Origin of the sequence: Deinococcus sp. LM3, from assembly GCF_002017875.1 — a bacterium.
GTDB lineage: Bacteria > Deinococcota > Deinococci > Deinococcales > Deinococcaceae > Deinococcus.
Genome location: NZ_MUFV01000001.1, coordinates 2114729 through 2132802, shown reverse-complemented (window position 1 = coordinate 2132802; position 18074 = coordinate 2114729). Strand labels below are relative to the sequence as shown.

Genomic DNA, 18074 nt, shown 5'->3' with positions numbered 1-18074 from the left:
CATACTGCCGGGCGTGAGGGCCGTTTGATCGCGTGGATTCTGGTGGGGGGCCGGCTGGTGGATGCGCCGCTGCTGCGGGCGTTGCCGCGTCCGGGGGTGGTGGTCGCGGCGGACGGCGGGGCGCGGCACGCGGCGCTGCTGGGTATGCAGGGGCCGGGTATACAGGGGCCGGGCCTGCGGGTGGACGTGTGGGTGGGGGATTTCGACTCGTCGGCGGGTGTGTTCGTGGACGCGCCGCGCGAGGTGCATCCGGCCGCGAAGGACGAGACGGACGCGGAACTGGCGGTGCGGGTGGCGCTGGAGCGCGGCGCAACCGAGCTGGTGCTGCTGGGCGCGTTCGGGGGGCGCTTTGATCACGCGCTGGCGCTGGCGCTGCTGGCCGTGCGCCTGACGGAACGCGACGGGCAGCGCGTGACCCTGACCAGCGGGGACGAGTGGGGCTGGCCGCTGACGCCCGCCTCTCCCCTGTCGCTGGACGTGCCGCCGGGCGCGACCCTGAGCGTGCTGGCCGTCTCGGACCTGCGGGGCCTGAGCCTGGGCGGCGTGCGCTGGCCGCTGACGGACACCGATATTCCGCTGGGGAGCGGCTGGACGGTCAGCAACGAGGTGCAGGGCGGGCCGGTGACCGCCTCGCTGCGCGGGGGCCGCGCGCTCGTGACGGTCCTGCCCACCCTGCCGGACTGAACCGACAGCGGCGGGGGCACTCCACGCTGGAATGCCCCCGCTGCTCTGTTCCTACTTCCTACAGCCTAAGCCCCTCAGTTCGCGGGGCAGGAGTCCACGCCGGGGCGCGTGCCACGGGTGAATGTGCAGCCGTAGCTGGGGTCGGCGACGACGGCGGGGGTGGTCACGTCGTCCCCGGCGGGTTTCGTGCCGCCCGCTTCCCATTTCACGAGGTCGTTGAAGCCCTCGACGAGTTCGGCGGCCGTGAAGTCGCAGTGGCCGGGCGCGCGGATCGCGCGCTGCACGAGCCGGTCGCCGCTCCCGGCGGCAGTGGCGGCGGCGCGGTACAGCTGCTGGTGCCGGAAGGGCACGTAGAAGTCCCCGGTGGTGTGCAGGGTCAGGACCGGCACGCTGAATTCGCCGTTCACGCGCGGCAGGTAGCGCACGCGGTCCGGCAGGGCGGGGTTGGCGTTCTGGGCGGGCGTGACGCGCAGGATGCTGGCGTTGAAGGCGACCTCGGCGGGGGTGGGCGCGGCGGCGGTCGTCCAGCGGTAGGTGGTGTTCGCGTTCCCGTACGTGTTGCGGGGCAGGATGCCGGTCACGGTGCCGTCCGAGCCGCCGGTGCTGAACACGGCGCCCTGGAGCGCCCCGACGCGGAAGCCCAGGTCGAACACGGGGCGGGGGCCGCCCGTGAGGTTGCGGGCGATCTCACGCAGTTTGGCGCCCTGCGTGGCGTTCTCCTGCCACAGCGCGCCGCTGTACGAGCTGAAGCTGGCGTTCAGGATGTCGGGCAGCAGCGCCTTGAAGGTGTCGGTGCCCTGCGGGAAGGTCCTGGCGCCCAGGCCCGCGAGGTGCGCGGCGACCAGGGTGTAGTCGCCCAGCCACTGGAATTCGTACTCCTCGTCCATGACGCCGCACACGGGCATGGCGGCGGCGTAGGTGGTCCTGTTCTTCGCGGTCTGCGCGGTCTCCTTCTCGACGGCGGCGCCTGCCACGTGGCCGCCCATGCTGACGCCCATGATCAGCGTCTTGGTGGGCCTGGCGCGGCCGGTCAGGGTGGCGAAGGCGTTGGCCAGGGCGTTGGTGTCTTCCACGCCGGCCTGCACGTCGTAGTAGTTGGCGCTGTAGGAACTGGCGGCCCAGGCGTACCCGAGGCTCAGCCAGTAGTCGCGCAGCGGGGGGGTCTGGACGCGCAGTTCCGGGCCGTCCCCGGCGTACCCGTGGGTGTACATGACCAGCTGTCCGTTCCAGGTGGCCGGCACCTCGATGGCGTAGGCGGCCTCGCCGCGCAGGCCCGGCATCTTGCCCTGGTAGAGCTGCGCGCCGGTCCGGGCGGTCAGGGTGGGCGTGATGGCCGTGAAGGTGCGGGTGTCCTGCGTGCGGGTCTCGGCGGGAACGGGCGTGCGGGAGCAGGCGGCGAGGGCGAGGGCAGCGAGCAGACTGGCGGTCAGGGAACGCATCATGGTGAAGCCTCCGGGAATGCGCGCAGGGCGCATGTGAATTGTCTGAGTCGGCGGCCATCATAGCGCCTGATACGGACTCCGATTGAATGGGTTGCAAAACCCGTTCAATCCGAGCGGAGCGAGTAGGAGCAAAACGGGTTCCGGGCGTGGAGCTGGCAACCCGGCGATGTTCCGGGTTGTCGGCGAAACAAACGGAATCCGTATGACCGGGACCGCAGGAGGCGCGGCGGCCGGGACGGACCCTGGAACCATCCGGGGGACACCTGCGTACCTGGGGGCATGACACAGACCGCTGCACGATTCGGGAACCGTTACCGCCGCGCGGGGGCCGCCGCATGAAGCAGGGCCGGGGATTGGGATGCGGCTGCCTGGGCTGCGGGGGCGGCACGCTGCTGGTCCTGGCGGTTCTGGGGGGACTGGCGTGGTTCCTGGTGGTTCAGCCGGCGCGGTCGTTCCTGGCGAACTGGCAGCCGCCCACCACGCAGAGCCAGCCGCAGGGCCAACCGCAGGGGCAGACTCAGGATCAGCCGACCCCACCCGCGGCGGGGCAGCCGGACGGGGGCGCCGCAGACACGCAGGCCGCGCCGCTCACGCGGGCGGAGGTGCAGCAGTTCGTGCGGGTGCGCCGCAAGGTGAGCGCCGCGATGGGCAGCTCGTTCACGGGCGTGCAGCAGGTGTGGACCGACATTCAGGGCGGGCAGAACCCGAACCTGTTGCAGGTGATGACGGTCCTACGGGACGCGGGCAGCAGTGTGGGCGCGGCCCGGCAGGCGCAGGCGGCGGCGCTGACGGCCGAGGGGATGACACCGGAACGCTACGCGCAGGTGCGCGCCGGAGTGAACCGCGCGCTGGGCGTGCCGAACATCGATTTCGCGCAGGCGGCGCAGTCGCTTCAGAGCGGGCAACTGCCGGACCTGAACCGTGACGTGCAGACCGGCACCGCGCAGGAGCGGGCGCTGGTGCAGCCCTTCCAGAAGGAACTGACGGACACGGCCGCGCTGGGCCTGCTGGGCCTGTAGTCCGGGCAGCCACTGGCAGGCGGCGGGGGGCGATGCGTTCGCTTCCCGCCGCCTGCTGTTACGCTCCCTGGCCTCCGTCTCCCTGCCGCCGCCGGTCTTCATGATTCGTTGAACTTCGCGGGGCGGCGCGGTGCGGGCGGGCAGTGTGTGTGCGCGCTGCCGCACTTGCCTCATGGGCCTCCGATAAGGTGAGCGTCATGAAGACCGAGTTTATGTCTGCCGTCCTGCCCGCGCCGACCGCGCAGTCCGAGGCGCTGTTCGCGCGGGCGCGCGCCGTCACGCCCGGCGGGGTGAACAGCCCGGTGCGGGCCTTTCGCAGCGTGGGCGGCACGCCGCGCTTTATTGCCAGCGCGCAGGGCGCGTACCTGACGGACGCGGACGGCACCCGCTACCTGGATTACATCGGGTCGTGGGGGCCGATGATCCTGGGGCACAACCTGCCCGCCGTGCGCGAGGCGGTCGCGGACGCCCTGCAGTTCGGCACGAGTTTCGGCGCGCCCGGTGAACGCGAGGTGCTGCTGGCCGAGCAGGTCACGCGCCTGACCGGCGTGGACCGCGTGCGGTTCGTCAGCAGCGGCACCGAGGCGACCATGAGCGCCCTGCGGCTGGCGCGCGGCGCGACGGGCCGCAAGTTCATCCTGAAGTTCCGCGGGAACTACCACGGGCACGCGGACGGCCTGCTCGTCGAGGCCGGGAGCGGCCTGATGACGAACGAGGGGCACCTGGGCGCGGCGGCCCCCAGCAGCGCGGGCGTGCCCGAGGAGTACGCGCGCCTGACGCTGGTCAGCGAGTACAACGACCCGCAGGCGCTCGACGCCCTGATGGCCGAGCGGGGGCACGAGCTGGCGGCCGTGATCTTCGAGCCGGTCGTGGGGAACGCCGGGGTGCTGGTGCCCACGCCGGAATTCCTGGCGGCGCTGCACCGCGTCAGGGAGCACGGCACACTGCTGATCGCCGATGAGGTCATGACCGGGTTCCGCCTGTCGCTGCGCGGCGCGACCGGGCTGCTGGGCCTGCAACCGGACCTGATCTGCTGGGGCAAGATCATCGGCGGGGGCCTGCCGGTCGGCGCTTATGGCGGCCGGGCCGACGTGATGGATTTCGTGTCGCCGCAGGGACCGGTGTACCAGGCGGGCACGCTCAGCGGGAACCCACTGGCGATGGCGGCGGGCCTGGCGACCCTGACGGCCCTGGAGAACACCCCGGACCTGTACGCGCGGCTGGACGCGTACACGGCGCAGCTGGCCTCGGGCCTGAAGGCGGCGGCGCAGGCGGCGGGCGTGCCGGTCAGCGTGAACCGGGTGGGCAGCATGCTCACGGCGTTCCATCAGGACGTGCCGGACGGCAGCGTACGCACGTACACCGACGCGGCCCGCAGCGACACGACCGCCTTCGCGGGCTGGTTCCAGGGGATGCTGGCGCGCGGCGTGTACTGGGCGCCCAGCCAGTTCGAGAGCATCTTCGTGAGCGGCGCGCACGGCGACACCGAACTGAACGCCACGCTGGAGGCCGCGCAGGCCGCGTACCTTGACCTGGGAGCGCAGAACATGGGGGCCGGCGCATGACCCTCCTGACGCAGACGGCGCAGATCGTGAACGTCCTGAGCACCCACAAGGTCATCGCGGTGGTCGGCTTTCACCATGACAGCGTGAAACCCGCGTACTACGTCCCGGAGTACATGCACCGCCAGGGGTACACCATCATTCCCGTGAACCCGGCGCTGGCCGCGCGCGGCGAGAGTTACTTCGGGCACCGCGCGGTGTCCACGCTGGCCGAGATCGGGGTGCCGGTGGACATCGTGGACATCTTCCGCCGCAGCGACAAGGTGAGGCTGCATGTGCCGGACATCCTGGCCATGACGCCGCCCCCGAAGGTCGTGTGGATGCAGCTGGGCATCCGCGACGACGCCGTGGCCGCCGAGCTGAGCGGTCACGGCATCGACGTGGTGCAGGACCGCTGCCTGCTCGCGGATCACCGCGCGCTGCTGTGATACGGATTCCGTCTGTTTCGCCGACCATCCGGAACTTCACCGGATGGCCAGCTCCACGGCCGGAACCCGTTTTTCTCCTCCTCGCATCCGCTCGGATTGAAGGGGCTTTGCAGCTCCTTCAATCGGAGTCCGTATGACCCGCGCAGACGTGCTGGTGGTCGGCGCGGGCCTGGGCGGACTGGCGTTCGCGCAGGACGCCGCCCGCGCCGGTCTGCGTGTGGCCCTGCTGGACAAGGCGCGCGGCGTGTCCGGCCGGGCCGCCACCCGCCGCGTGACCCTCCCGGACGGGCCGGAGGTCCGCCTGGATCACGGGGCGCGCTTCTTCACGGCCCGCAGCGACCGCGCCCGCACCCTGGCAGAAAGCGGCGTGCGGGACGGCTGGAACGCCGTGTGGACGCGCGGCGTGGCCCGCTGGCAGGCCGGGCAGGTCACCCCGCCCGACGACGGGCACCCCCGCTACGCCCCCCCGGCAGGCATGAGCGCCCTGGGCCGCACCCTGGCACGCGGCCTGGACGTGAGCACCGGCGTGACCGTCACCAGCCTGAGCCGCCTGGATGCCGCTCAGGGCGGCTGGCGCGTGCACTCGCGCGAGGGGCAGTCCTGGGACGGGGCGAGGCTGATCCTGAACGTCCCGGCCCCGCAACTCCTGGCGCTGCTGGGCACCCTGGACCCCGGCAGCCCCGACGCCGTCCCGGCCGTCCTGCACGGCCACGATTCTGAGGGAGCAGCGTGGCAGGCCGGACCGGTCACGTACGACCCCTGCTGGGCGGCCGGCGTGATCCTGCGCCACGATGTGCCCGCCCACTGGCGCGCCCTGCGGCCCGAACACCCGGTCCTGGAATGGATCGCGCGCGAGCACACCAAACGCCCGGACGGCGCGCCCCCCGCGCTGACGCTGCACGCCACGCCCGCGTGGAGCCGCGCGAACCTGGAACGCACGCCCGAACAGGTGCTGCCGGACCTGCTGGTCGCCGCGCAGGACATCCTCGGCCCGCTGGACGTCGCGCAGGCCTTCGCGCACCGCTGGCGGTACTCCATCCCCGCCGTCACCGCCCCCGGCCCCTGCCACTGGGACGCCGCCCTGGGCCTGGGCTGGTGCGGCGACTGGTTCACGCCCGACCCGCACGGCCCGCGCGTGGAGAGTGCGCTGCTCAGCGGGTGGGCACTGGCCCGCCGCGTGACCGGTACGGACTGACCACTGGGGTCCGTGGGACAGGACGCGTAACCTCGCACGCATCTCAGTGGTCCGCGCCCTAGGATGCCCCTGGGTAGGACCTCCCGGCGCACGCCGGGAAAGGAGCACACCATGGGATTCCTGAAGAACCTGAAAGACCGCGCCCAGCAGGGCCTCGACGCCGCCCAGAAAGGGTGGGGGCAGTACAACAACGCCAAGTTCGCGGACGCCGCCATGGCCGCCAGCGCCCTGATCAGCGCCGCCGACGGCCGCATCGACCCCGAGGAGCGGCGCAAGACGGCCGCGTTCATCATGAGTTCCGACAAGCTCAAGGCCTTCGACGTGAGCGTGCTGGCCGCCAAGTACGACGCGCACTGCGACACCATGACCCGCGACCCGGACTTCGGGAAGATCAACCTGCTTCAGGCGGTCGGGAAGGTCGCCAAGGACGCCGTGGAGGCCCGCACGGTCGCCCAGGTGGCCCTGCTGATCGCCACCGCCGACGGCAACTTCGACGAGAGCGAGCAGAAGATGGCGCGCGACATCATCCACGCGCTGAAACTGCAACCCGGCGAATTCGGACTGTAACCACAGCCGGAAGTGGGGACGCGCCGTTATGCAGGCGCGTTCCCCCTTCCTGTGACGTTCAAACGGATTCCGTTTGTTTCGCTGACAATCCGGAACCTCACCGGATTGCCAACTCCACGTCCGGAACCCGTTTTGCTCCCACTCTGCGGAGCAGCTCTACGAGTCGCGTCCGCTCGGATTGAACGGCTTTGACAGCCATTCAATCGGAGGCTTTATCAGTCGGCGCTGACCGCTTCGCGTTCCGGCACGGCTGGCAGGCCCAGCATGGCGTGCACGCTGGCGCTCCAGCCCTCATCGTCCAGGGTGCGCCAGTGGTGCGCCCACTGCCAGCGGCGGTAGGCGTCGGCGGCGCCCTCCAGGCTGTCCTCGGCGCCCAGCAGGGGGTTGGTGGGCGGGGTGCCCAGGTGGTGGCGGGTCAGGCTGCCTTCCAGATCCGCGAGGGTCCGGGGGCCGAACGCGAACGACACGCGGCCCTCGCTGGCCCAGCGGCGCAGGTCGTCCTCGGGCGGCAGGGCGTACAGGATCAGTTCGCCGCCGGGGTGCGCGTCGCCCGGGCCGGTCAGGGTGAGGCCCGGCACGTTGTCACGCAGGTACGCGGCGATGGGGCCGGTGGCGTGCGCGGCCGCTCCGGCGCGCAGGTGGTCCATGGCGGCTTTCGGGTTCAGGCGCGGGTAGGGCTGCGGGGCGGGCGGCGCGTCCAGGCGCAGGGTGGCGGGGGCGCGCAGCGCCTGACCGTGGAATTCCAGGCGGGTCTGGCCGCGCCACTCGCTGCTGACCAGTTGCGCGGCGAGGTCGCGTTCGCCGCCGGTGTCGTCGGTCTCGTCGAATTTGATGCCGCGCAGGCCCGCCACCTTGAACTGCAGGCTGTTGCCTTTCTTGCCGACCAGTCGGGTGTCGCTCAGGGTGTCGCGCAGGTGCCACAGCGGCAGCGGGTGGCCCTCGCCGAACGGTTCGAAGGTGGCGGCCTCGGCCAGCAGGTCCAGCGAGGCGCCCAGGCCGGGCAGCGGGGCGTCCAGGCGCACGCGGGGGTGCGGCGCGGGGAACTGCCGGGCGTACTCGTGAATGCGGTCCCGGAACGCGCCGATGTTGGCGGGGTCGATGGAGAACCCGGCGGCGCCGGGGTGCCCGCCGTAACGTTTGAGCAGGTCGTGACTGAAACGAAGGCCCTGCACGGCGCTGATGCCAGGCGTGCTGCGGACCGAGCCCTTGCCCTGCGCGATGATGTACACGGGTTTGTGGTACGTCTCGAGCAGTTTGCTGGCCACGATGCCCATCACCCCGGCGTGCCAGTCGGGGTGCGTGACGACCAGCGCCGGGTCGGCGGGGTCCGCGATGCTCAATGCCTGCGCGAACATGTCGTCCTGCAACTTGCGGCGTTCCAGGTTGCGGATTTCCAGGTACTCGGCGAGGCGGGCGGCCTCGTGCGGGCTGCGCTGCGTGAGCAGGTCCAGGGCCACATCAGCCTCGCCCATGCGCCCGGCGGCGTTGATGCGAGGCGCGAGGATAAACGCCACGTCCCGCGCGGTGGGTCGGCGGACCCGTCCGGCGTCCAGCAGGGCGCGCAGGCCCGGCAGTTCGGTGTCGGCCAGGGCGTCCAGTCCGGCGCGGACCAGAGCGCGGTTCTCGCCGATCAGGGGGGCCACGTCGGCCACGGTGCCCAGGGTCGCCAGGGCCGCGTAGGGGCGGGGTTCCGGTAGCCCCAGCAGGTCGTTCACGGCCCACAGCAGGTGGTACGCGACGCCCGCACCGGTCAGGTTGTGCAGGTCGTGGTCGAAGTCGGTGGTCAGGCTCGGGTGGACGACCAGCGCGTCCGGGAATTCGTCGCCGGGCGCGTGGTGGTCGGTCACGATGACCTGCGTGCCGTGGTCCAGCAGGGCGCGCACCTCGTCGTGGTTGGTCACGCCGCAGTCCACCGTCACGAGCAGGTCGCAGGCGGCGGCGTGTTCCGGCACGCGATCCGGGTGGACGCCGTACCCCTCGTTCAGGCGGTGCGGGATGAAGCCGTGCACGTCGGCGTCCAGGTCGCGCAGGCCCAGGACCAGGGTGGCGGTGGCGCTCACGCCGTCCGCGTCGTAATCCCCGTGGATGCGGATGCGTTTGCGTTCGCGGATGGCCTGCACGATCCGGGCGGCCGCTTCCCGCAGGGCCGGGTTGGGCGTCAGGGTCAGGGGTGGGTCCAGCAGCGCGGCGCTCAGCCCACGCCCGCTCAGGACCTGCGCCAGCGGAGGGGACACCCGCCAGCGGCGCATGGTGTCCAGCAGTTGCTCACGGCTGGCGGGCGGGGCCAGCAGCCACTCGGTGGGCGGCGCGGCGCGGCGGGTCACGCGGGCTCCTGTTCGGCCGGTTCGGAGGTCAGGGGCAGCATGGCGCCCAGGCGGGCCTGAAGGGTGGCGGTCAGGCGGTCCTCCGCCGCGCGGCGTTCACGGGCCTCACGGTGACGGCGCTGGCGTTCGCGCCACAGGCCGGGCAGCAGCAGCAGCGCCATGAAGGTCGCGCCCAGCAGCAGGAACAGGCTGACGCTCACGCCGACCGAGACGGTCAGTTCACCCCGGCCGAACGGCAGGGGCAGACGCACCAGAGCGGGATTTTCCAGCGCGAACAGCGCCAGGTAGGCGGCGATGCCGAGCAGTAACAGCACCTGAAGGAAGGAGACGAGGCGCATGACCGTCAGTCTACCGCGCGGCCAGCAGCGCGAAAGGAAGCTGGGGCGCTTCCATCAGGCTGCGGGGAATACGACAGGGGCGGCCCCCGTGGTGGGAGCCGCTCCTGCTGCCTGCGATCCGGTGATCAGATCGCGGGAGTGCTCAGGTTCAGAAGAAGAACTTCACGCCGGCTTTCGCGCCGAGGTTGAAGCCGCTCTTGTCGGCGGTGGCCAGGCCGGTGCCGTAGCCCTTGTTGCTCAGGTAGTACTTGCCGCCGCCTTCGACGTAGGCGGAGATGCTGTCGGTGATGCGGTAGTCGGCACCCAGCACGGCGTTGACGTACACGTCGGACTCGTTCTTGGTGGTGTCGTTACGCTTCTGGCTGCTGGTGAGGCCCAGACCGGCGCCCACGTAGGGGGTCAGGTTGCTGCCGGTGCTGATGTCGTAGGTGGCACTGACGTCGCCGCTGATGGCGTTGTAGCCGGGCTGGTAGTCGCCGGCGACGCGCACGCCGACCGGGCCGATCACGTTGCTCTTGCCGATCACGGCGCCGCCGCTGAAGCAATAGCCGACCGCCGTGTTCTTGCCGTCCACGCTGCGGCACTCGGAGCCGGTGGCGGCACCCTTCACGCCGCCGTTGATGCCGACGTACAGGTCACGCTGGGCCATGCTGGTGGCAGGAGCGGTGTCCCCGATCACCACAGTACCGGTCGCGGGCGTGCTGGGGGTGGTGGTCACGGTGCCGCTGGCGCTCGTCCCGGCGGGGCCGGCAGGGCCCTGGGGGCCGACGGGGCCGGCAGGGCCAGCGGGACCGGCCGGACCCTGGGGACCGGCGGGGATGTTGCGGATGGCCGCTTCGAGCGCGTCGATGCGGGCGGTCATGGCAGCGGTGTCGGTGCTGGCAGCGCCGGCGCCCATGCCTTCGATCTTGGCTTCCAGGGCGTCGATGCGGGCCTGCTGGTCGGCGGTGAGTTTCTCGAGGTCGGTCACGCGGCTGGCGATGGCGGCCAGTTCGGTGCTGACTTCCTGCATGCCGTTGGCGACGGCCGTCATGTCTTCCTGGCTCAGGCCGCAGTTGCTGAGCGCGCCGGTCTGGAGGGCGCGGTAGAAGATCAGGGCAGCTTCGTAGCGGGTCAGGTTCTGGTTGCCGCGGTAGGTGCCGTCGGGGTAACCCTGGATCAGGCCGCACTGAACGATCCGGTCCACGGCGTCCTTGGCCCAGTGGCCGGCGGGCACGTCACTCAGGGTGACCTGTGCGGGGGCGGCGGTGGTGGTGGCGGTCTGGGCGCTGGCAGCGCCGAGGCTCAGGGCCAGGGTGGACGCGATGATCAGTGATTTGCGCATGATGTTCTCCTTGGTTCGTTCGGCTGCGGGAAGAAGGGCCGGGACCCCGTGACTTTCTCCGCTTTCCTACTGTCACCGTAGGCACCAGCCGTGAGTGATTTGTGAATTTATGTACGGTTGCCCTTGCGGTCAGGTGCGGTTTCCGTGTCGATTCGTTGATTCGACTCTTTTGTGAGCCCGTGATGACAGAGTGGTCATTTATGGTGAGAGAGACTTTGGGCGCAGGTGACGGCAGTATCGGCATCCACATGAGAAGCCTGTCGGAATGCCAATGCAGCCTCCTCATGAGGGAACTCTCATGGCCTTTCCAGCCGACGGGGCCTGCGCCGGCGAGCCTCCGCCCCGCGACGCGCGACAGGCGGCCCCTTATACTCCGCGCATGAGTCAGATTCACGTTCGCGCCCAGCCCGGAGACGTCGCCCCCTACGTGCTGCTTCCGGGCGACCCCAACCGCGCGCGGCACATCGCGCAGACCTACCTGGAAAATGCCCGCGAGTACACCAGCCACCGCCAGCTGCTGGGCTTCACCGGGACGTACCAGGGCGTCCCGGTCAGCGTGCAGACCACCGGGATGGGCTGCCCCAGCGCCGCCATCGTGACCGAGGAACTCGCGCGGCTGGGCGCCACCACCCTGATCCGCGTGGGCACCCTGGGCGGCGCGACCCCCAGCGTCGCACCCGGCGACCTCGTGATCGCCACGGCCGCCGTACCCAACGACGGCACCACCCGCCAGATGCTGGGTGGCGCGCCGTACGCCCCGGCCGCCAGCTTCGAGGTCGTGGAGGCCAGCGTGAAGGCCGCCCGCGAGCAGAACGCCCCGCACCATGTGGGACTGGTCATGACCGAGGACGCCTTCTACGCCAGCACGCCCGAACACGCGCGCCTGTGGGCGGGACGGGGCGTGCTGGGCTTCGAGATGGAAGCCAGCGCCATCTTCCTGATCGCCGCGCAGCGCGGCCTGCGCGCCGCGTGCCTGACCGCGTGCAGCAACGACATCGGCGATCCGCAACTGGTGCCTGACGAGGTGCTGGCGGCCGGGGTGGACCGCATGGTGCGCGTGGCGCTGGGCGCCATCGTGACGCTCGCCGCGAACGACGCCAGGTAACGCCAGAACGCAACCCGGAGGGCCACGGCGATGTTCTGCGCCGTGGCCCTCCGCCATTCCCGGACAGGCGGGGGCCGGGCGCGGGCAGTGACGGGCGCGCGACATGGCCAGCAGCGTGGGCTGTGGCGGCGCGGGCTGTGGCAGGATAAACCCATGACTCAACTCGACGAACTGGAATTCGACAACGTGCAGATCGACCAGCATGGCCCCATCGCCGTGCTGACCATCAACCGCCCCCGCGCGCTGAACGCCCTGAACGCCGATACCCTCTCGGAGATCGCGCAGGCCGTGAACATGATCATCGAGGACGCCGAGGTGGGCGCGCTGATCATCACGGGCAGCGGCGAGAAGGCCTTCGTGGCGGGCGCGGACATCAGCGAGTTCGGTGACCTGGAGGGCGTGTACGACGGCCGTGAACTGGCGCTGGCCGGGCAGGACGTCATGCATCAGATCAGCAGCCTGCCCATTCCCGTGATCGCGGCCATCAACGGGTACGCGCTGGGCGGCGGGCTGGAACTGGCGCTGGCCTGCGACGTGCGCGTGGCCTCCACGGGCGCCCGCCTGGGCCTGCCGGAAACGGGTCTGGGCCTGATTCCCGGTTTCGGGGGAACGCAGCGCCTGCCGCGCCTGATCGGCACGGGCCGCGCCCTGGACCTGATCCTCACGGCCCGGCAGGTCAAGGCCGACGAGGCGCTCGCCATGGGTCTCGTGAACTACGTGGCCGACAACGCCCTGACCAAGGCCCGCGAGGTCGCTGAGGCCATGCTGAAAAACGCTCCGATTGCCGTGTCGCTGGTCAAGGAAGCCGTGCGGCGCGGCATGGACACCACCCTCGAAGGCGGCCTGGAGATCGAGGCGGACCTGTTCGGCATGACGGTCGCCACCAAGGACTTCCGCGAGGGCGTGGACGCCTTCCTGAACAAACGCCCGGCGGAGTTCCAGGGTGAGTGAGAAGGGCGGCCCCTCCGACGGGAAGGGCAACCCGCAGAAGTTCCGGCTGAGCGTCGAGAGCGGCGTCGTCAGCGACGTGGCCGGACGTAACGAGGCGGGCCGCGACGGGGCCGCACCCACCACGCCGAACGGTCAGCGGGTCGTGGAGTTCACCACGCCGCGCGCCAAGCTGATCGAGGAGGCCAATCAGGCGATCCGCGCGGACCTGCAGGCCTTCCCGCGCGCGCTGGCCGCCTACGAGGCGCTGCGCGGCGACCCGGAGGCCCTGGCCCACTGGGACATGGCGAACTACATCACCATGCGCAAGCTGGGGTACAACGACCACGGGCGCGTGCACGCGTTCATCACCGGCGCGGCGGGCATGGCGATCACGGAACTGCTGCTGGAGGGCGGCGTGAAACCCGACCTGATGGAATCCGGCGTGGGCGACCCCGACGACGTGTTCCTGACCGTGATCCTGGGAACCATGCTGCACGACATCGGCAACCAGATTCACCGGGCGGGGCACGAGGCGCACGGCGTGGCGCTGGCCCTGCCGATCCTGGACCGCATCATGGGGCCGCTGTACCCGGATCCGTTCAAGCGCACCAAGGTCCGGTCGTTCATTCTGGGCGCCATCAACTGCCACGACCTGAATCCCGCCCCGCTGACGGTCGAGGGCGGCATCGTGGCGGTCGCGGACGGCACGGACATCACCAAGGGCCGGGGCCGCAAGGCGTTCAGCCTGGGCAGCGTGGACATCCACTCGATCAGCGCGCTGGCCGTGGATCAGGTCGTCATCGAGCGGGGCCGCGACAAGCCGGTGCTGATCAGCGTGACCATGAACAACTCGGGCGGCATCTTTCAGGTCGAGGAGATCCTGGCCCCCAAGGTCATCCGCACGCCGCTGCGCCGGTTCGTGGAACTGCGCGCCACGACCCGCCCGCAGGGCGACGAGCAGATCCTCTCGCGGGTCCGGCTGGACGGCGACCACTTCGTGATGGACCTCGAAAGCGGCGAGCAGGTCGAGGTGGAGGTCATGGACTCGCAGAAGCAGGCGCAGCAGGCGGTGGCCGAGAACCTGGGCCTGAGCAGCGACAGCCGCTGACCTCACGCAGAAGCGCCCCGGCCGGTGATCTGGTCGGGGCGTTCCTGCAAGGGGTGGTTACTTCTGGGTGCCGGGCAGTGGGGTGGTGCGGGCGGGGCCGCCGTCCACGCCGCCGCTGCGGTGCGCGCCCTCTCCCCCGCTCGCGCGGCCCTCGAGGTCGCTGTCACCGTCGTTGTTCGGGGTGCCCTGGCGGTCCTCGAAGTCATGGCCGCCCAGCACACCGTCGTTGAAGCCCGGCTGGTCGTTGGGGTTGGTGCCGTCGGCGTCGGCCGCGCCGCGCAGCAGGCTCTCGGCCGCCATCTTGTCCTGCAGCAGTTCGCCGGTGGTGCCGTCGTCGCGCACTTCCCCTTCCGGGGCGTAGTCGGAATCGTTCTTGCGGGTCATGTGGGCAGCGTACCCGGCCCCGCGCGGGGGCAGGTGGGGAGCGGCGCGAGGACTTCTTCATGTCCGGCCTCATGTGCCCGCCCCACGCCTGCCGGGCAGCGGCGCGCGTCACATGCACGGTCAGGTCCGGACGCTCTATACTTGACTGTCTATGACGAAAGAACGCATCACCATGACCCAGCGCGGGTATGACAAACTGCTCGAAACCCTTCACTTCCTGAAAACCACCAAGCGTGAGGAGATCTCCGAGAACATGGGGCGCGCCATCGCCGACGGCGACCTGCGGGAAAGTGCCGCGTACGACGAGGCCCGCATGCAGCAATCCGAGAACGAGGCCCGCATCTCGGAACTGGAAAGCCAGCTGGAGCGCTCGGTGATCATCGAGGAAGACAGCAGCGGCGGCGCCGGCCTGGGCGCCAAAGTCACCGTGAAAGACGCCAAGGGCAAGGAGCACCGCTTCGAACTGGTCGGCACCTACGAGGTCGACGTGCTCAAGGGCAAGATCAGCGACGCCAGCCCCATCGGCAAGGCCCTGGCCGGCCGCCGGGCCGGTGAGAAGGTCACGGTGCAGCTGCCCAAGGGCAACGCCGAGTTCGAGATCCTGGCTGTCGACTACTGATACGGACTCCGATTGAACTGGCTTTGCAGCCCATTCAATCCGAGCGAAGCGACTCGTAGAGCTGCTCCGCAGAGTGGGAGCAAAACGGGTTCCGGACGTGGAGCCGGCAATCCGGTGAAGTTCCGGATTGCCGACGAAACAAACGGCAGTCCGTATGACCCCGGACACCCGGCGCACGGGAACGCCCCGGCCCCCTGACGGCCGGGGCGTTCTCATGCGCCAAACATCAGGGGCGGGGTTTCAGCGCCGGTATGCGCAGTCCTCCCCGCCCGTCCCAGCCCTTGAACGCGTAGAACCGTCCGGGCTCCCCTGTCTTCAGGAAATCACTCAGGGGCTCCCGCATGGGCGGGGATTCGATCAGGTCGAGCGCCTCCTCCAGGGTGCAGAAGCGCGCCTCGACGATGAAGCCGTCCGGGTCGGCAGGGTTCAGCAGTCCGTCCCAGGTGGCCTCGAACGCCACGGCGATGGCGCGCTCGCCCCGGCGCTCGTCCTCGATGTGCACCGTGTAGGCCATGTGCTTGATGCCCGTGAGTTTCAGGCCGGTTTCCTCGAAGATCTCGCGGTACAGCGCTTCCGGGAGCGTCTCGCCGGGCTCCACGACCCCGCCGGGCAGGGTGTGGCGCACCCGGCCGTGGCCCTGCCAGTCGTTCCCGACGAGCAGCACCCGCCCCAGGCGGTCACGCAGGATGCCGGCGGCGACCAGCAGGTCACGCCGCGCCATGCTGTCCCTCCTGGCCCTGCATGTCCATGAGTTGCAGTTCCCGCTGCGCGCGCGCCAGGGCCGCCACGACCGGCGCGAGGTTCCCGGCGATCACGCTGTCGAGCGGGTGGTTCTTGCCCTCGCCTTCGAGGCGGTGGTCGGTCACGCGGTTCTGCGGGTAGTTGTACGTGCGGATCTTCTCGCTGCGGTCGCCACTGCCGACCTGCGCGGCCCGCTGCGAGCGTTCGCGTTCCTCGCGGGCGGCCCGTTCCCGCTCGGCGAGGCGCGACGCGAGGACCACCAGCGCCTTCTCGCGGTTCTTGATCTGCGAGCGGCCGTCCTGGCACACGACCATGATCTCGTCGGGCGTGCCGGCGCGGTACACGGCGCGCACGGCCGAGTCGGTGGTGTTCACGCCCTGCCCGCCCGCACCCTGCGAGCGGAACACGTCGATTCGCACCTCGGACAGGTCCAGCTGCACCTCGGCCGTGTCCGCCTCGGGCAGCACGGCGACCGTGACGGTACTCGTGTGGATGCGGCCCTGGCTCTCGGTGGCAGGCACGCGCTGCACGCGGTGAACGCCGCGCTCCCAGCGCAACGCCCGGAACGCGCCGTCCCCCGTGACCTCCGCCACGACCCGGCTGGCGCCGCCCAGGTCGCTCTCGTTGGCGTCCAGAACGTTCAGGCGCAGGCCCGCGCCCTCCACGTAGCGGGTGTACATGCGCAGCAGGTCCATCACGAACAGGCCCGCCTCGGCCCCGCCCGCCCCGGCGCGCAGTTCCAGGATCACGTCCTTGGCGTCGTCCGGGTCGGTGGGCAGCAGCAGGACCACCAGTTCGGCCTCGATGTCCTTCAGGCGGGCTTCCAGGGGCGGGATCTCGCTGGCGGCCAGTTCACGCATGTCCGGGTCGCTCAGCAGTTCGCGCGCGCCGTCCAGGTCGGCCTGCACGCTGTCGCGTTCACGCAGCAGCGTGACCAGCGGGAGCAGTTCGCGGTGACGGCGGGTCAGGCGGGCGTACTCGCGGGAGTCGGCCAGCGCGGCCGGGTCGCCCAGGGCGCGCTCGACCATGCCGAATTCGGCGGTCAGTTCGGTCAGGCGGGCACTCATGTGGACCGGACCTGACGCCCGGCCCAGGGAGGGCACAGACGGAGCGGACGGAAGATGGACACGGGAAACATGCACGCAGTCTAGCGTCCCGCCCTCTGAGCCACTGATACGGAAGGCCGAGGCCCTTGGGCGTTTCAAATGAAAGGCTTCACGTTCAATGGAACCGGCGCGCGCATCCCCCACTGCCCACACCTATCCCGGCCCGCCCGGACGCCGGGGGCCGGGCGCTACAGTCGGGCGCATGAGAACCGTGACTGTGGGCATGCTCGGCTGTGGCACCGTGGGCCAGGACGTCCTGAACCTGATCGAACGTCGCGGGGCGATCTTCGCGGACCTGGGCGTGAAGATCGAGGTCGTGGGCGTCCTGGTGCGCGACACGGCCCGCGAGCGTCGCATTCCGGCCGGCACGCCCCTGACCACCGACCCCGCCTTCCTGCAGGAGTGCGAGGTCGTGATCGAGGCGATGGGCGGCGTGCAGCTCCCCATGACCATGTTGCGCCCCTACCTGCGCTCCGGGCGGCCCGTCATCACGGCGAACAAGGCGCTGCTGGCCGAATGCTGGGACGAACTGCGCGACTACGCCCTGAACGGCAAACTGTACTACGAGGCGTCCGTGATGGCCGGCACGCCCGTCATCGGCCCCATGAGCACCGTGCTGCGCGCCAGCACCTTCACGCGCCTTCAGGCCGTGCTGAACGGCACCTGCCTGTACATCCTGACGCAGATGGAACAGGGCCGCGACTACGCGCAGGCCCTCGCCGAGGCCCAGGCGCTCGGGTACGCCGAGGACCCGCCCACCCTGGACGTCGGCGGGTTCGACACCGCGCACAAACTCACGGTCCTGGCCCGCTTCTGCGCCGACGGGAACTTCCGCTACGACCGCGTGCAGGTGCAGGGCATCGAGCACATCACGCAGGACGACATCCAGGCCGCCCGCGAACGCGGCGAACGCATCAAACTCGTCGCGGAACTCGAATCCGTCGGCGGCGAGTGGCAGGCCCGCGTCGCCCCGCAATCCCTGCCGGAAACGCACCCGCTGTGCACCGCCGGAGCCAGCCGCAACGCCATGGTCTACGAGGGCGAGGAATGCGGCACCCTGATCTTCGCCGGGGGCGGCGCCGGCGGCATGGTCACCGCCAGCGCCATGGTCGGCGACCTGCTCGACCTGCTCATCGGCTTCCCCGGACACGTTCCTCTCCATTGAACTGGCCCCTGCACTGAGGGGGGCGGGACGCGG

Annotated in this window: 18 protein-coding genes; 11 read left to right on the top strand and 7 right to left on the bottom strand. The window is 70.6% G+C overall.

Going from position 1 to position 18074, the window contains the following annotated elements; genetic code table 11:
* Positions 1-24 precede the first annotated feature (24 nt).
* The gene (locus BXU09_RS10060) at positions 25-684 is read left to right on the top strand and encodes a thiamine diphosphokinase (protein ID WP_078302195.1); all 660 of its coding nucleotides are present in this window, start codon (positions 25-27) and stop codon (positions 682-684) included.
* Between the two features lie 74 nt (positions 685-758).
* Here the strand turns inward: BXU09_RS10060 and BXU09_RS10055 are convergent, their stop codons facing one another.
* Entirely contained in the window at positions 759-2126 is a 1368-nt protein-coding gene (locus BXU09_RS10055) for an alpha/beta hydrolase (protein ID WP_144012064.1), read from the bottom strand.
* A 335-nt stretch (positions 2127-2461) separates the two neighbouring features.
* Between BXU09_RS10055 and BXU09_RS10050 the strand changes: the two genes are divergently transcribed.
* The 5 genes from BXU09_RS10050 to BXU09_RS10030 all read left to right on the top strand — a co-directional run bounded on the left by BXU09_RS10050 (position 2462) and on the right by BXU09_RS10030 (position 6897).
* A complete protein-coding gene (locus tag BXU09_RS10050) occupies positions 2462-3145 on the top strand; it encodes a hypothetical protein (protein WP_078302191.1) in 684 nt (227 codons plus the stop codon).
* Positions 3146-3342: 197 nt separating this feature from the next.
* A complete protein-coding gene (gene hemL, locus BXU09_RS10045) occupies positions 3343-4710 on the top strand; it encodes a glutamate-1-semialdehyde 2,1-aminomutase (protein ID WP_144012063.1) in 1368 nt (455 codons plus the stop codon).
* Positions 4707-5135 carry a CoA-binding protein gene (locus tag BXU09_RS10040; RefSeq protein WP_055362402.1) on the top strand — a complete coding sequence of 143 codons (429 nt, stop codon included), beginning with the start codon at positions 4707-4709 and terminating at the stop codon, positions 5133-5135. The genes hemL and BXU09_RS10040 overlap by 4 nt, the downstream gene beginning before the upstream one ends.
* Before the next feature lie 133 nt (positions 5136-5268).
* The gene (locus BXU09_RS10035; RefSeq protein WP_078302187.1) at positions 5269-6330 is read left to right on the top strand and encodes an NAD(P)-binding protein; all 1062 of its coding nucleotides are present in this window, start codon (positions 5269-5271) and stop codon (positions 6328-6330) included.
* A 111-nt stretch (positions 6331-6441) separates the two neighbouring features.
* Entirely contained in the window at positions 6442-6897 is a 456-nt protein-coding gene (locus BXU09_RS10030; RefSeq protein ID WP_055363967.1) for a TerB family tellurite resistance protein, read from the top strand.
* A 215-nt stretch (positions 6898-7112) separates the two neighbouring features.
* Here BXU09_RS10030 and BXU09_RS10025 read toward each other — a convergent pair whose 3' ends face one another.
* The 3 genes from BXU09_RS10025 to BXU09_RS10015 form a co-directional block, all read right to left on the bottom strand.
* Complete coding sequence (locus BXU09_RS10025; RefSeq protein WP_078304929.1) at positions 7113-9146, bottom strand: DHH family phosphoesterase; 2034 nt, start codon at positions 9144-9146, stop codon at positions 7113-7115.
* A gap of 71 nt (positions 9147-9217) precedes the next feature.
* Positions 9218-9559: a lipopolysaccharide assembly protein LapA domain-containing protein gene (locus BXU09_RS10020; RefSeq protein ID WP_078302185.1), complete on the bottom strand. Its 342-nt coding sequence runs from the start codon at positions 9557-9559 to the stop codon at positions 9218-9220.
* 148 nt (positions 9560-9707) lie between these two features.
* Positions 9708-10883: an S-layer homology domain-containing protein gene (locus BXU09_RS10015; protein ID WP_078302184.1), complete on the bottom strand. Its 1176-nt coding sequence runs from the start codon at positions 10881-10883 to the stop codon at positions 9708-9710.
* Between the two features lie 379 nt (positions 10884-11262).
* Between BXU09_RS10015 and BXU09_RS10010 the strand changes: the two genes are divergently transcribed.
* From BXU09_RS10010 to BXU09_RS10000, 3 genes are all read left to right on the top strand, one after another.
* Positions 11263-11988 carry a purine-nucleoside phosphorylase gene (locus tag BXU09_RS10010; protein ID WP_078302182.1) on the top strand — a complete coding sequence of 242 codons (726 nt, stop codon included), beginning with the start codon at positions 11263-11265 and terminating at the stop codon, positions 11986-11988.
* A 153-nt stretch (positions 11989-12141) separates the two neighbouring features.
* Entirely contained in the window at positions 12142-12939 is a 798-nt protein-coding gene (locus BXU09_RS10005) for an enoyl-CoA hydratase-related protein (protein ID WP_078302180.1), read from the top strand.
* Positions 12932-14026 (top strand): phosphohydrolase, encoded by a 1095-nt coding sequence (locus BXU09_RS10000; RefSeq protein ID WP_078302178.1) that lies wholly within the window; start codon positions 12932-12934, stop codon positions 14024-14026. Before BXU09_RS10005 ends, BXU09_RS10000 begins: the two co-directional genes overlap by 8 nt.
* A gap of 57 nt (positions 14027-14083) precedes the next feature.
* Here BXU09_RS10000 and BXU09_RS09995 read toward each other — a convergent pair whose 3' ends face one another.
* The gene (locus tag BXU09_RS09995; protein ID WP_078302176.1) at positions 14084-14410 is read right to left on the bottom strand and encodes a hypothetical protein; all 327 of its coding nucleotides are present in this window, start codon (positions 14408-14410) and stop codon (positions 14084-14086) included.
* A 151-nt stretch (positions 14411-14561) separates the two neighbouring features.
* Here BXU09_RS09995 and greA point away from each other — a divergent pair, with 151 nt between their 5' ends.
* Entirely contained in the window at positions 14562-15029 is a 468-nt protein-coding gene (greA, locus tag BXU09_RS09990; protein WP_055363971.1) for a transcription elongation factor GreA, read from the top strand.
* Positions 15030-15255: 226 nt separating this feature from the next.
* Here the strand turns inward: greA and BXU09_RS09985 are convergent, their stop codons facing one another.
* Together BXU09_RS09985 and prfA are read right to left on the bottom strand one after the other, a co-directional pair.
* Complete coding sequence (locus BXU09_RS09985) at positions 15256-15750, bottom strand: NUDIX hydrolase (protein WP_055363972.1); 495 nt, start codon at positions 15748-15750, stop codon at positions 15256-15258.
* On the bottom strand, positions 15737-16837 hold the full coding sequence (gene prfA / locus BXU09_RS09980; protein WP_078302174.1) for a peptide chain release factor 1: 1101 nt from the start codon (positions 16835-16837) through the stop codon (positions 15737-15739). Before prfA ends, BXU09_RS09985 begins: the two co-directional genes overlap by 14 nt.
* A 241-nt stretch (positions 16838-17078) precedes the next feature.
* Here prfA and BXU09_RS09975 point away from each other — a divergent pair, with 241 nt between their 5' ends.
* Positions 17079-18041 carry a homoserine dehydrogenase gene (locus BXU09_RS09975; RefSeq protein WP_078302172.1) on the top strand — a complete coding sequence of 321 codons (963 nt, stop codon included), beginning with the start codon at positions 17079-17081 and terminating at the stop codon, positions 18039-18041.
* Positions 18042-18074: the final 33 nt, after the last annotated feature.

Excerpts from the sequence above, each read along its gene's own strand:
- BXU09_RS10055 (WP_144012064.1), bottom strand. The coding sequence starts at position 2,126 with ATGATGCGTTCCCTGACCGCCAGTCTGCTCGCTGCCCTCGCCCTCGCC.
- BXU09_RS10050 (WP_078302191.1), top strand. The coding sequence starts at position 2,462 with ATGAAGCAGGGCCGGGGATTGGGATGCGGCTGCCTGGGCTGCGGGGGC.
- hemL (WP_144012063.1), top strand. The coding sequence starts at position 3,343 with ATGAAGACCGAGTTTATGTCTGCCGTCCTGCCCGCGCCGACCGCGCAG.
- BXU09_RS10040 (WP_055362402.1), top strand. The coding sequence starts at position 4,707 with ATGACCCTCCTGACGCAGACGGCGCAGATCGTGAACGTCCTGAGCACC.
- BXU09_RS10035 (WP_078302187.1), top strand. The coding sequence starts at position 5,269 with ATGACCCGCGCAGACGTGCTGGTGGTCGGCGCGGGCCTGGGCGGACTG.
- BXU09_RS10030 (WP_055363967.1), top strand. The coding sequence starts at position 6,442 with ATGGGATTCCTGAAGAACCTGAAAGACCGCGCCCAGCAGGGCCTCGAC.
- BXU09_RS10025 (WP_078304929.1), bottom strand. The coding sequence starts at position 9,146 with ATGCGCCGCTGGCGGGTGTCCCCTCCGCTGGCGCAGGTCCTGAGCGGG.
- BXU09_RS10020 (WP_078302185.1), bottom strand. The coding sequence starts at position 9,559 with ATGCGCCTCGTCTCCTTCCTTCAGGTGCTGTTACTGCTCGGCATCGCC.
- BXU09_RS10015 (WP_078302184.1), bottom strand. The coding sequence starts at position 10,883 with ATGCGCAAATCACTGATCATCGCGTCCACCCTGGCCCTGAGCCTCGGC.
- BXU09_RS10010 (WP_078302182.1), top strand. The coding sequence starts at position 11,263 with ATGAGTCAGATTCACGTTCGCGCCCAGCCCGGAGACGTCGCCCCCTAC.
- BXU09_RS10005 (WP_078302180.1), top strand. The coding sequence starts at position 12,142 with ATGACTCAACTCGACGAACTGGAATTCGACAACGTGCAGATCGACCAG.
- BXU09_RS09995 (WP_078302176.1), bottom strand. The coding sequence starts at position 14,410 with ATGACCCGCAAGAACGATTCCGACTACGCCCCGGAAGGGGAAGTGCGC.
- greA (WP_055363971.1), top strand. The coding sequence starts at position 14,562 with ATGACGAAAGAACGCATCACCATGACCCAGCGCGGGTATGACAAACTG.
- BXU09_RS09985 (WP_055363972.1), bottom strand. The coding sequence starts at position 15,750 with ATGGCGCGGCGTGACCTGCTGGTCGCCGCCGGCATCCTGCGTGACCGC.
- prfA (WP_078302174.1), bottom strand. The coding sequence starts at position 16,837 with ATGAGTGCCCGCCTGACCGAACTGACCGCCGAATTCGGCATGGTCGAG.
- BXU09_RS09975 (WP_078302172.1), top strand. The coding sequence starts at position 17,079 with ATGAGAACCGTGACTGTGGGCATGCTCGGCTGTGGCACCGTGGGCCAG.